At 36.9% G+C, this 12085-nt stretch carries 14 protein-coding genes and 1 pseudogene; 8 read left to right on the top strand and 7 right to left on the bottom strand.

Annotated elements, in window-relative coordinates:
• Positions 1 to 439 precede the first annotated feature (439 nt).
• Positions 440 to 625 carry a hypothetical protein gene (locus AAGD93_RS07325; RefSeq protein WP_341819443.1) on the top strand — a complete coding sequence of 62 codons (186 nt, stop codon included), beginning with the start codon at positions 440 to 442 and terminating at the stop codon, positions 623 to 625.
• A gap of 37 nt (positions 626 to 662) precedes the next feature.
• Here AAGD93_RS07325 and AAGD93_RS07330 read toward each other — a convergent pair whose 3' ends face one another.
• The 4 genes from AAGD93_RS07330 to AAGD93_RS07345 all read right to left on the bottom strand — a co-directional run bounded on the left by AAGD93_RS07330 (position 663) and on the right by AAGD93_RS07345 (position 3299).
• A complete protein-coding gene (locus AAGD93_RS07330) occupies positions 663 to 1673 on the bottom strand; it encodes a beta-ketoacyl-ACP synthase III (RefSeq protein WP_341819444.1) in 1011 nt (336 codons plus the stop codon).
• Complete coding sequence (gene plsX / locus AAGD93_RS07335) at positions 1666 to 2703, bottom strand: phosphate acyltransferase PlsX (protein ID WP_341819928.1); 1038 nt, start codon at positions 2701 to 2703, stop codon at positions 1666 to 1668. The genes AAGD93_RS07330 and plsX overlap by 8 nt, the downstream gene beginning before the upstream one ends.
• 10 nt (positions 2704 to 2713) lie before the next feature.
• A complete protein-coding gene (gene rpmF, locus AAGD93_RS07340; protein WP_010962967.1) occupies positions 2714 to 2896 on the bottom strand; it encodes a 50S ribosomal protein L32 in 183 nt (60 codons plus the stop codon).
• Between the two features lie 148 nt (positions 2897 to 3044).
• On the bottom strand, positions 3045 to 3299 hold the full coding sequence (locus AAGD93_RS07345; protein ID WP_082941438.1) for a hypothetical protein: 255 nt from the start codon (positions 3297 to 3299) through the stop codon (positions 3045 to 3047).
• A 196-nt stretch (positions 3300 to 3495) separates the two neighbouring features.
• Here AAGD93_RS07345 and AAGD93_RS07350 point away from each other — a divergent pair, with 196 nt between their 5' ends.
• The 7 genes and pseudogenes from AAGD93_RS07350 to AAGD93_RS07380 all read left to right on the top strand — a co-directional run bounded on the left by AAGD93_RS07350 (position 3496) and on the right by AAGD93_RS07380 (position 9048).
• Positions 3496 to 4278 carry an ABC transporter permease gene (locus tag AAGD93_RS07350; protein WP_341819445.1) on the top strand — a complete coding sequence of 261 codons (783 nt, stop codon included), beginning with the start codon at positions 3496 to 3498 and terminating at the stop codon, positions 4276 to 4278.
• Entirely contained in the window at positions 4271 to 4972 is a 702-nt protein-coding gene (locus AAGD93_RS07355; protein WP_341819446.1) for an ABC transporter ATP-binding protein, read from the top strand. The genes AAGD93_RS07350 and AAGD93_RS07355 overlap by 8 nt, the downstream gene beginning before the upstream one ends.
• A gap of 329 nt (positions 4973 to 5301) precedes the next feature.
• Entirely contained in the window at positions 5302 to 5799 is a 498-nt protein-coding gene (locus AAGD93_RS07360) for a hypothetical protein (RefSeq protein ID WP_264339621.1), read from the top strand.
• 65 nt (positions 5800 to 5864) lie between these two features.
• On the top strand, positions 5865 to 7028 hold the full coding sequence (gene dxr, locus AAGD93_RS07365) for a 1-deoxy-D-xylulose-5-phosphate reductoisomerase (protein WP_341819447.1): 1164 nt from the start codon (positions 5865 to 5867) through the stop codon (positions 7026 to 7028).
• A gap of 156 nt (positions 7029 to 7184) precedes the next feature.
• Positions 7185 to 7358, top strand: a pseudogene (locus AAGD93_RS07370) (PD-(D/E)XK nuclease family transposase); the annotation flags it as partial.
• 42 nt (positions 7359 to 7400) lie between these two features.
• Positions 7401 to 8260, top strand: a protein-coding gene (locus AAGD93_RS07375) for an IS630 family transposase (protein WP_341819229.1) whose coding sequence is annotated in 2 segments (ribosomal slippage) — positions 7401 to 7725 and positions 7725 to 8260 — 861 coding nt in all. Because the reading frame shifts where the segments join, the coding sequence is not laid out codon by codon here.
• Complete coding sequence (locus tag AAGD93_RS07380) at positions 8257 to 9048, top strand: Rpn family recombination-promoting nuclease/putative transposase (RefSeq protein ID WP_341819448.1); 792 nt, start codon at positions 8257 to 8259, stop codon at positions 9046 to 9048. Before AAGD93_RS07375 ends, AAGD93_RS07380 begins: the two co-directional genes overlap by 4 nt.
• 55 nt (positions 9049 to 9103) lie before the next feature.
• Here the strand turns inward: AAGD93_RS07380 and AAGD93_RS07385 are convergent, their stop codons facing one another.
• From AAGD93_RS07385 to tldD, 3 genes are all read right to left on the bottom strand, one after another.
• Positions 9104 to 10351, bottom strand: coding sequence for an IscS subfamily cysteine desulfurase (locus AAGD93_RS07385; RefSeq protein ID WP_341819449.1), 1248 nt, complete (start codon positions 10349 to 10351; stop codon positions 9104 to 9106).
• A gap of 90 nt (positions 10352 to 10441) precedes the next feature.
• Positions 10442 to 10582: a hypothetical protein gene (locus AAGD93_RS07390; protein WP_153296798.1), complete on the bottom strand. Its 141-nt coding sequence runs from the start codon at positions 10580 to 10582 to the stop codon at positions 10442 to 10444.
• Between the two features lie 55 nt (positions 10583 to 10637).
• The gene (gene tldD, locus AAGD93_RS07395; RefSeq protein ID WP_010962974.1) at positions 10638 to 12056 is read right to left on the bottom strand and encodes a metalloprotease TldD; all 1419 of its coding nucleotides are present in this window, start codon (positions 12054 to 12056) and stop codon (positions 10638 to 10640) included.
• Positions 12057 to 12085 lie beyond the last annotated feature (29 nt).

Here is a 12085-nt window from a genome sequence, read left to right on the forward strand (position 1 = left end):
ACAAGCCGAAACGCGCTTATAAAGCGTTTAAGACAGTAAAAGACGTCAAATAGACAAGGGAGAATTTGAATACTAGCTACCCTAGGGTTTCTTTGCCTTTTTTTCCACTTAGTAAATTTCTTAACGTTTATAATTTAGATTAGTTGCGGCTTAAAAGCAGCTGAATCGTGGTTATTAAGCGTTTAGAATAAAAAAACGCCATACTTGAAAGTATAATGTAAGTAATTAGCCAACCACGGGGCTTCTTTTGCCTTTTTTTTGTTTAGTAAATTTCTTAATGTTTATGGCTAGCATGAAGCTAAGTACGAACTTTGTTAAACACAACAAATGTTGTTATCCCAGTGCTCCTTTTTTTTGTCATCCCAGTGCTTGACACTGGGATCTAGTTTTCCATATAATCTCATCGAAAATGTTGTAACCACTTTCTGTGCTAGTTTGCTTGCTTACAAGCAAACTTTCCTGGATCCCAGTGTCAAGCACTGGGATGACAGGGGAGGGAGGCTACTTGGATGACACCATTTTTTTCCTGGATCCAAGTAGTCAGGGCACTGAGATGACACCCTCTTGGATGAAAACCAGTATCAGCTACTTTCATGACACCATTCTTTTTTCTGGATCCAAGTAGTCAGGGCACTGGGATGACAGGAGGTAATGCAGGAAGTCTAATAGTGCAGCAACACGGAACCCCAGGTCAGGCCTGCACCTATTGAAATCAGCAGTACCAGATTTCCTGATTTTATTTTTGATTCTTGTATTGCATAGTCTAAGGCCAGTGGAATTGATGCCGCTGAGGTATTTGCATGCTTATCAACAGTATTAATCACTTTCTCTATAGGGAAATCTAATTTCTTTACTACTGCTTCAATAATACGAATGTTTGCTTGATGGGGAATTAACCAGTCAATATCAGTGATTTTCAAATTATTGCATTTCAGAGTTTCCTCTACTGAGGCTGTTAACTTATCCACTGCATGTTTAAACACTTCTCTTCCATTCATGCATATTTTTCCAGAATCACCAGTTGAGGATATCCCTCCGTTCGTACATAGTATGTCTACATTGCCATCAGAATATAGGCTAGTTGAAATTATACCTTTTGTAACCCCCTTCTCTGCCACCCAAGTATCAGCATCATTTGTTGGAATGACGTTAAAATGACATGCTGATTTCATTATTACTGCACCAGCACCATCACCAAAGAGTACACAAGTTGACCTATCTTCCCAATCAACAATCCTAGACATTATTTCAGCACCTATAACCAATGCATATTTAATTCTATTGTTAGATTTTATGAGCGAATCAGCAACTGTAACTGCATATATAAAACCAGAGCATGCTGCTTGTACATCAAAAGCAAATGCGTTTTTACATTTTAACTTACTTTGTACAATCGTTGCACAGCTAGGAAAAGTTTTATCAGGAGTTGTTGTAGCAACTATAATCAAGTCAATTTCATCTACTGAAATTTTAGCTTTTTCTATAGCACTTTTTGCTGCATTTACAGCTAGATCTGACGTTAGTTCTCCTTCATCTGCTATATGCCTTTGAACTATTCCTGTTCTCTGCCTTATCCATTCATCGCTCGTCTCAACTATCGATGCAATTTCGTTGTTACTCAACATTTTTCTTGGTAGGTAAGATCCAGTGCTTAATATGAAACTTTTATTCAATATGACTTACCCCGTTAATTATCTTTTGATTTAAATTTTCACTAATTGCATTTACTGCAAATTTTATGGCATGGGCAAAAGAAATAGCATCAGAATTTCCATGACTTTTAATGATGATACCATTCAGCCCTAAAAACATAGCTCCACTTCTAATTCTGGGATTAAAACGCGTTAAAGCTTTATTTAGTTTGGATTTTAACAATATACCAACAAGCATTTTCGCTATCCACGAATTGAATACTTCCTGCTTTATTAGATTGATAAAGGTACTAGCGGTTGCCTCAGCCGTTTTGAGCATTACATTGCCAACAAAACCATCAGCAACAATCACATCTATATTACCCTCTAAAAATTCACTTGCCTCTATATACCCTCTGAAATTAATGCCTGGAGCGTTTTTAAGCAACTCAAAAGCGCCGCGCACTGAGTCATTACCTTTAACTTCTTCTGTGCCGATATTTAGCAAAGCAACTTCAGGATTGTCAATTTTTAATGCTATTTTTGCAAATATACTACCCATTAATGCAAATTGGAATAACGAATCGGCATTACAATCAACATTTGCACCAAGGTCAAGCAAAGCGAAGCTTTTTGTCTTAGTTGGACAGATAGAGGCAATAGCAGGACGATAAATGTTTGGTAATGTTCCTAAAATAAATCTGGAAATTGCCATCAACGCTCCGGTGTTGCCTGAAGATACCACTCCGAAAGCTTTACCTTCTTTCACTGCAACAATTGCAGCTTTCATACTTGAGTCTTTACGATGTCTCAGCGCAAAAGATGGCTTATCATTTGCAAGGACATTGTCAGAACAATGAGTAAATTCAGAATTGTTACTTACTTTTTTATATTTCAAAAGCAAAGGAGATACTTCTTCCTTATCTCCATAAATATGAAAAAAAACTTTAATGCCTGGGTCAACAAGGTTGTCTAAAAAAAAACCAGCACCCTGAATTACGGAAAGAGGCGCAAAATCGCCCCCCATAGCGTCAAGTGCAATAACTATATTATTATTGACCGTAGGTAACATATCATAATAGTCACTCTGCCTGTTGCTTGATGAAAACCCGTTTTCCTTTGTAACTGCCATCAACTGCTACGTTATGAGGCAACATGAATTCCCCAGTTGTTGAACATACCACAACATTCTTAGGCTCAATAGCATGATGAGAACGATGCATATTACGCCTTGACTTTGACTTTTTTCTTTTTGGAACTGCCAAAACTTCCTCCATTCTACTACAAAATTCAATTCATTAGTAACATGTTTTTTACAGGAAGTAAACAGGGATAGTAAAATAAGTAAGGTTTGCTTATGTAATTGAGTTCTATAGCTAAAGTGGCTCTACAATTTGAAAAACCGTCATTCCGCTACTCGTTAGCGGAATCTATACCGCGAATGAATCCATAGCTGTACGAACATTCATTTTTGAAGGTAAATTGCACAACAGATGATGTCATTCCAGTGCTTGACACTGGAATCCAGAAATTTTGCTTATAACTGAGCTGATGAGCTAAAGGTAGTTGTCTTACGCTAAAACAAACGTTTTTAATTAAGTTGCATAGAAGCTGGATCCCAGTGTCTGGGCACTGGGATGACACCCCACTGGTGGGAATTGCTCCCAAACTACAACGTTCGTACAGTTGTGGATACCGTGGCGGTATGACGTAGGGAAACCTTTCTTGGGTTAGCTATATGAGCTTTAAATTAAAACATCAAGTATGTTGAACTTAAAACATATCTCAGCTATACTTTGCGATAAAGTTAATAAAAATTTTAATAAAATCAGTAAGACTAACCTCTAGCTAAAATGAATACAAAGTGAGCTTTTTTGATATAAATAGTGTTAGAATAATTGGTAGGTACTTTATCAATTTTTTGTTAAGGCTTGGTAGTGCATTCATATTTTTTATTCAATCTCTATACCACTGCCTTGTGCCACCATATTATTTTAGCAACATAGCAAGACAAATTATAGAGATAGGCTTTTTCTCTCTGCCAATTGTTGAGCTCACTGGAGTTTTTATAGGAGCGGCGATAGTTTTACAAAGTAGCTTGAGTGACCCATTAATTAACCAAGAACAGATAATACCCAAACTTGTTACGATCACTATCATTAAAGAGTTAGGACCAGTTTTGATCAGCTTAATAATGGTAGGAAAGGTTGGATCATCAGTTGCAGCAGAAATTGGTACAATGCGCATCACCGAGCAAATAGATGCACTTACAACCTTGAACATCAACCCTTTTAAATATTTAATTGCACCAAGGATTTTAGCGTCAATCATAGTATTTCCCATACTTACAGTATGTGCAGATTTAATAGGAATATTTGGAGGATGTATCACTGCAGTCTTCGAATTTAACCACAATTTAAATATATACATTAAACACACAGCTCAGTTCTTTAATACGTATGATTTTATAACTGGGCTAATAAAAGCAACTGTATTTGGCGCCATAATTTCTGTCTCAAGCTGCTATTACGGTTACCATTGCAAAGAAGGTGCACGAGGAGTAGGTGTTGCTACAACATCAACTGTTGTTTTATCGTCCATACTGATCATTTTAGCAAACTACATGATTACTTTGATACATGCGTAACTCCATAATATCAATATTGAACTTAAGCTTATCTTTTGATGATAGGACAGTACTAAAAGATCTAAATTTTGATATATCGAAAGGGGAATCATTAGTCATACTTGGCGGCTCAGGGAGCGGCAAATCTGTACTAACAAAAACAATCATTGGCTTGCTGACACCAGACTCAGGGTCTGTTAAAATAAATAGTAAAAGCAAAAATAAATTTGGGGTTTTATTTCAAAATTCCGCTTTATTTGACTACGTTACAGTGTGGGAAAATATATCTTTTAATTATAAAAAGCGCTTTAATATCAGCAAAAAAGAGGCAAAACAGCTAGCAATCGAGAAGTTAAATGATGTTGGACTGGAGGAAAGCATAGCAGATATGTTTCCAATAGAGCTATCAGGTGGAATGAAAAAAAGAGTGGCACTTGCAAGGGCGATTGCACACAATCCAGAAATCATTATTTTGGATGAACCAACTTCAGGATTGGACCCAATTATGTCAGATATAGTAAACGAGATAATAATAAAATTATCTAGAGATCTTAACCCTACAATTATCACGATTACACATGATATTCATAGCGCATTTAAAATAGCTGATAAAATAGCAGTATTATATGAAGGGGAGATCATTTCCCATGGAACTGTTCAGGAAATACAAAATACTAATAACGAATATATAAAAAAATTCATTCATTATATATAGCTAAAGATATATACACTATTGCTAACAGTCATATTTTTAAGTTTTAACTTTGTAAAAGGTAGTGAACATTGGAATTCAGATTTTTTTCAAACTGGATCCTATAGCTGACCCAAGCAACACGTCATACCGCGATTCATTCGCGGTATCTCGGCATAGATTCCGCTAACTAGTAGCGGAATGACGAATTTGTCGTTTTTCAAATTGTCGTAATTCAGTTTAGCTATATATAGGATGACAGAAATTGTTTGTATTAGCTATATTCAAAAGCTCTATTGATATTTTGCAATATTTGTGATAAAATAATAGCTTAAAGTTGAGAGTAAAAATTTATGAGTGAAGCTCAAGGTCCAAATATTGCAGAATGGCAAGCGCAGCAGCAACACCAAGAGGCTGCTGGTGAGAAAAGTGGTTTTGGTCTTGGTCACAGTGACTCTGTTTCAACAGTTGTCGATGGAATGAAATGGTTGTTCAACTTTCATGAAGGGGCGATTGCTGCTTATAATAATGTGTTTGAAGGTTTGGTGAGTGGCAGTAGTCTAGTAACATTGTTTGGAAAGTCAGGTAATATGTTTGGCATAAAACTTCTTGAAGGCCTTGCAGAATATTTTTCAGGTGGAGGTGGGGAAGATATGCCATCAGAAGGAATGGATATGGCTCATGGTGATGATGGACATCACTCAGATGATTACCCTCATGCCAATAACGAAATAGCTCATAATGCTGATGGTTTGCAAGACATGCATGATGCAGGTGATCACCATGGTCAATCTTTTTCACCTGGTCCTTCACCATCTGTTGGCGATGACCACGGGCATGAACTTGGTTAAACGCTTAAAAACTATTGAATAGTTGGGTTCGCAAGAAAAGTTGCTATTGTTATGAGTTTGTTTTAGTGAAAAAGGTTTCAGTTTTAGGATCAACAGGAAGTGTTGGAAAAAAGACTGTAGATTTGCTCTCAAAGAGAAAAGAAGAATACCAAGTGGAAGCACTAAGTGCCCATTCAGACTTTGCTCTACTGGCACACCAAGCAAAGCTGCTGAATGCAAAATATGTTGCTATCTCCGATGAAAGGTTTTACAAAGATTTAAAAGAAAGTCTACTTGGTACAGATGTAAAAATAGCAATTGGTGCTACAAATATTGCTACCATACCTGTTGATCTCTCAGTTGTTGCAATAGTTGGCATTGCAGGCCTTGAGCCAGTTATGGAGGTTATAGAAAGCGGTACCAAAGTCATTGCATTGGCAAACAAAGAAAGCATTGTTTGCGGTGGAAAGTTATTACTCAAAAAAGCTAAAGAAAAAAACGTACAAATAATCCCTATTGACTCTGAGCACAATGCAATTTTTCAAATTTTGCAAAATGACGACAAATGCGTAGAAAAGATCATACTTACTGCTTCTGGTGGACCATTCTTAAATTATAGCCTTGAGCAATTAAAAAATGTTATGGTAGATAAGGCGCTTAGTCACCCCACTTGGAATATGGGAAAGAAAATCTCAGTTGATAGCGCAACAATGATGAATAAGGCACTAGAGATAATAGAAGCACATAACTTGTTTAACATCAGCCCGGATAGAATTGAAGCAATAGTGCATCCTGAGTCAATAGTACATGGAATTGTAACTTATAAGGATGGGTTCAACTTTGCTGTGCTTGCAGAAACTGACATGGCAATTCCCATTTCATATGCTTTGTCTTGGCCGGAAAGATCAGCTTTAAATCGTAAATTAGATTTAACAAAGCAAGGAAAATTGACCTTTCAAGAACCAGACCATAAGCGTTTTCCTGCGCTAAAGCTTAGCATGGCAGTGTTAAACTCTTCTGCTCCACAAACAAACAGTATTGTGCTCAATGCTGCAAATGAAATAGCTGTTAATGAATTTTTGAAGTCACGAATCGGCTTTTTAGAAATAGTAGAGGTAGTGGAATCAACAATGGAAAGTTTTGGTAGTTATACCGATATTAATTCACTATCTGATATAATAAATATTGATTGTGAAAGTCGTATTATTGCTCACAAAATTGTTGAAAGTAAAGTTGTTGCGTATAGCTAGAGTAATGTAACCAGACTGCATTCTGTGATTTTTAGCAAAACACGATCTTTCATTTGAGCTTCCTTCAATTTAAAATAAATACAGAAACTAGCTATCTTCAAAAATATGGTTGAATAATTGTGTGTATAATTATTAATATTTTTAAGCACTTTGGCTATGGCTTTATCTAAGTTTCTCGACCCTAAGCTGGATTTAACCTTCAAAAAAATATTTGGCACTGAAAAAAATAAGAATATTCTCATACATTTTTTGAATGATATTTTAGGATTTACCGAGATAAATACTATACAAGAAGTGGAATTCCTCAGTATAGCTCTTTCCATAAAAGTCCGGATGTGATAGGATAAGGATAGATGATGATAAGGAGGTTGAATGCCAGCAGCATATAGTTATGATTTAAGAAAAAAAGGAATGGAAGCGCTAGACGAAGGAGAAAGCAGAGAAACAGTGGCAGCAAGATTTAAGATTGGACGAACTACTTTATGGGAGTGGCAGCAAAGAAGAAAAGAAACAGGAGACTTTCAATCAAAAAAACTTGGAAATGGGGGTTACAATCACAAAATTACCGACTGGGATACCTTTGCCAAATTTGCCAGAGAACACGGAGGAAAGACTCTATCGGAAATGGCTAAACTTTGGAACAACGTTAGTATCCAAACGATCTATCGAGCCCTTAAAAAAATTGGATTTACGCGCAAAAAAAGACATATGGATACAAGGAAAGAAACGAAGAAAAACGTGCTGAATTTTTGAAAATTATAGCGACAAAAGAACCTAAAAACTTAGTGTATATAGATGAGTCTGGCATTGATAACACCGAAGACTACCCCTACGGATATTGCCAGAAAGGACAGCGGTTTTATGCCTTAAAATCTGGAAAGAAAACTCAACGAATCAGTATGGTTGCAGCCTTAAGTGGAAGAAAGATAGTTGTTCCGTTAACCTTTGAAGGCCACTGTAATATGGATGTTTTTAATGGATGGTTTGAGCAATTTTTGACACCGATCTTGGAACCTGGACAGACTGTCATTCTTGACAATGCTACTTTTCATAAGTCTGATAAGATTATCGAGCTTGCTAAAGGGGTTGGTGCAGAAATTTTGTATCTGCCGCCTTATTCTCCAGATTTCAACAAAATTGAGCATCATTGGTTTGCTATAAAAAAAAGAGCCAGGAAAAACATTCCTCTATTCGAATCCTTTCGTCGTGCTGTTGATTCTGCCTTCCTATGACCTGTTCGGACTATTATGAGAAATGCTATACTATAATGGATCCTGAAATTGCATCTGATAAGCAAAGTATAGTTGATGTTCTTTGCAGGGATTCTAGTGGGGCCAGGTATGTGATTGAAATGCAGCTTACTCGCGATAAAGGCTTCGAAAAACGAGCTCAACTGTATGCTGCTAAGGCTTACTCAAGACAATTAGATAAATCTGGCAACTACATTGATTTAAAGAAAGTCTTCTTTATTGCTATATCAAATTGTAACTTACTTCCTGAAGAAGTTGATTATATATCCAGCCACACTATAAGAGATGAGAAAACCAATGAGCATGACTTAAAAGATTTTCAATTTGTATTTATTGAACTACCTAAATTTCCTAAGAATAAGGAAGAACAGCTAGAAAGCATAGTGGATCGTTGGTTATTTTTCTTCAAATATGCAGATGAAACTACGGAAGAAGACTTAAGGAAAATAGCAGAAAAAGCACCAATAATAAAGTTAGCCTACGATGAATCAGACAGGTTTAGCTGGAATGAAAAAGATTTAGTAGCGTATGAAGAAAGAATAATGGATCTACGCAAAGAAGAAGCCATTCTTGAATACAGACTTGACCTTGCTACTGAAAAAGGCATCCAAATTGGCGAAGAAAGAGGCATCAAAATTGGTAAAGAGGAAGGGAAAATCGAAGGGAAAATTGAAGTCGCAAAAGCAATGCTGGCTAATAATGTTGATGTTACCACTATTGTTAAGTTTACTGGCCTTTCTATTAGTGAGATTGAAGAATTGCAGAATTAAGTGTAAACGGTTACAGAGTAATTTCAAAGTGCATTTGCAGTTGGAACGGATACATTTAATGAGAGTCCCATTTCACGGTGTTCAAATCTACTCCTTCTTGTACCATCTCCCAAAGTGGGCTCATTTCTCTCAATCGGCCAACATTTTTAGTAATAAGATCTGCTGCGTACAAAACTTCTTCTTTGGTTGTAAATCGGCCTAGGCCAAATCTAATTGATGAATGCTCAAGGTCATGGCCATTATTTAGCGACCGTATGACATAGGAAGGCTCAAGAGACGCAGACGTGCACGCAGAACCAGAACTTACTGCTAAATCCTTGATTGCCATGATGAGAGACTCACCCTCAACATAGGGAAAGCTCAAGTTTAGGTTGCCAGGAATCCTATTTTCATAGTCACCATTTAAAACGATATCAGGAAATGCTTCTTTTATTTTATTGTACAAAATATCTCTCAGTCCTTCCAATTTGCTTGCTTCTGTTTCCATTTCTTCTTTAGCAATACGTGCTGCTTCACCAAAACCAACTGCAAGAGGTGTTGGAACTGTTCCAGAACGCATGCCTCTTTCCTGTCCACCACCACTAATTAGTGGTATCAGCCTAACACGAGGATTCTTTCTACGTACATATAATGCGCCTATTCCCATAGGTCCATAAATTTTGTGGCTAGAGAGACTCATAAGATCAATGCACATCTCATTAACATCAATTGGAACTTTTCCAAAGCTTTGAGCTGCATCTGTGTGGAAAAATATATTATGCTTTCTACATATTACACCAATTTCTTTGACAGGCTGAATTACTCCGATTTCATTATTTACCATCATTACTGAAATCAAAATTGTTTTATCAGTAATTGCTTCCTCAAGCTTTGATAAATCTATAATTCCGTTTTGCTTAACAGGCAAATATGTAACTTTAAAGCCTTCATTTTCCAGATGCCGACAAGAATCCAGAACACACTTATGCTCCGTGCAGACAGTTATTATATGATTTCCTTTATTTTTATAAAAGTGAGCAACGCCCTTGATTGCCGTATTATTTGACTCAGTTGCACCTGAGGTAAAGATAATTTCTTTGCTATCTGCGTTCACCAGATCAGCGATGTGTTTCCTTGCTTTTTCCACTGCTTCTTCAGCAGTCCAACCAAATGAATGGCTGCGAGAGTGTGCATTACTGAACTCACCAAAGTAAGGTATCATCACCTCTAAAACACGGGGATCTACTTTAGTAGTAGATTGATAATCAAGAAATATTGGTAATTTTATTTTAGCATCGTGTATTTTTTTACTTTCAACATTCATAAAGCTACCACGGAGACAAAATTTACAATTATTTTATAGCATTAAAACTTAATTTTTTCAAGATATAATCTTGCATCAAGTACAAAAGTGTCATCCAAGTAGCTGACACATAACTGTACGAACATTTATTTGCGAAAGCAGTGTGTTAAATGTTATAGCCAGTTTTGCCTCAAACACAAAGGCAGTGCCCAGACACTGGGATGACACCCTATTGGTGGCAATTGCTTCCAAATCACAATGTTTGTACAGCTGTGCGCCGTGCGCTGGAATCCGTTTTAGCCCTTATCTATATCTCAGTTCCACCAACAGTTATTGCGTCGACTTTGAGTGTCGGCTGACCAACTCCAACTGGCACATTTTGTCCATCTTTCGAGCATGTGCCAACACCAGGATCTAACTTTAAGTCATTACCAACCATAGATACTTTTTTCAACACTGTTGGACCGTCACCAATTAGTGTTGCTCCTTTTACTGGCTGTGTAATTTTGCCATTTTCTATTAGGTAAGCTTCCGAAGATGAAAAAACAAATTTTCCTGACGTTATATCAACCTGCCCACCACCGAAATTTACTGCATATAGACCTTTCTTTACGCTAGATATTATTTCCTTCGGTGTATACTTTCCGGGCAACATATAGGTGTTTGTCATGCGCGGCATAATAACTTCTTTATAACTTTCTCTTCTACCATTACCAGTTGGGCTTACACCCATGAGTTTAGCGTTCATATGATCCTGCATGTATCCTTTTAGGATCCCATCCTCTATCAATATATTATAACTGGGTGGAGTGCCTTCATCGTCTACGCTGATAGAGCCGCGCAAATTGGGCAGAGTTCCGTCATCAACTACTGTGATGTCACTAGCTGCTACTTGTTTACCCACAGAATTTGAAAATGCTGAGACTTTTTTGCGATTGAAGTCGCCCTCAAGTCCATGACCCACGGCTTCGTGTAACAATATTCCTGGCCAGCCTGGACCTAAAACGACTGTCATTTCTCCGGCTGGAGTTGGAATTGCTTCAAGATTTACCAGTGCTTGTTCTAACGCTTGGTTTGCAACTTCTTTCCACTTTTTCTCAGAAATAAACTTACTATAAGAGTCCCTTCCACCATGCCCTGCAGAACCTCTTTCGGTACGGCCATCTTTTTCTACAATGACTAGCACATTAAAACGTACCAGAGGCCTGATATCGCTTAATCTGTGATCACCCTTTATTATTTGTACAACTTGCCATTCTCCACTTAGAGTTATTTTTACTTGCTTCACGCAGTTATTTTTGGACCTTACATACTCATTAACCTCATTGAGTAGCTTAATCTTTGAATTCAGATCCATTTCATTTATAGGGTTAATCCTCGAATATAGGCTTTTTGTCTCTTCGTTTAAATTTATTGAATTTGTCTTGTTTAAAGACACTGAGCTTTTTACCATAGAAGCAGCATTACTAATTTCTTTTTCGCTGATCTCAGAAGAACAAACGAAAGATGTACTATCTTCACAAAAAGACCTTAAACCAAATCCCCTTCTAGTATTCAAGTCCATGTGTTTTAATATGTTATCCTCAAAAACCAGGGACTCCGACTGGCAAAATTCTAGAAACAGCTCACCACCATCGCTATTGCTCAAAGCGTTATTGACTATTTTATATACGTTATTAATATTAACATTGTTTTGAGCAAAAAATATTTGATCTAGATTTGGCATTACCTTTGAACTAAAAATTGTTTAAGTAT

The organism is Wolbachia endosymbiont (group A) of Brachyopa scutellaris, assembly GCF_964026995.1.
GTDB classification, from domain to species: Bacteria; Pseudomonadota; Alphaproteobacteria; order Rickettsiales; family Anaplasmataceae; genus Wolbachia; species Wolbachia pipientis.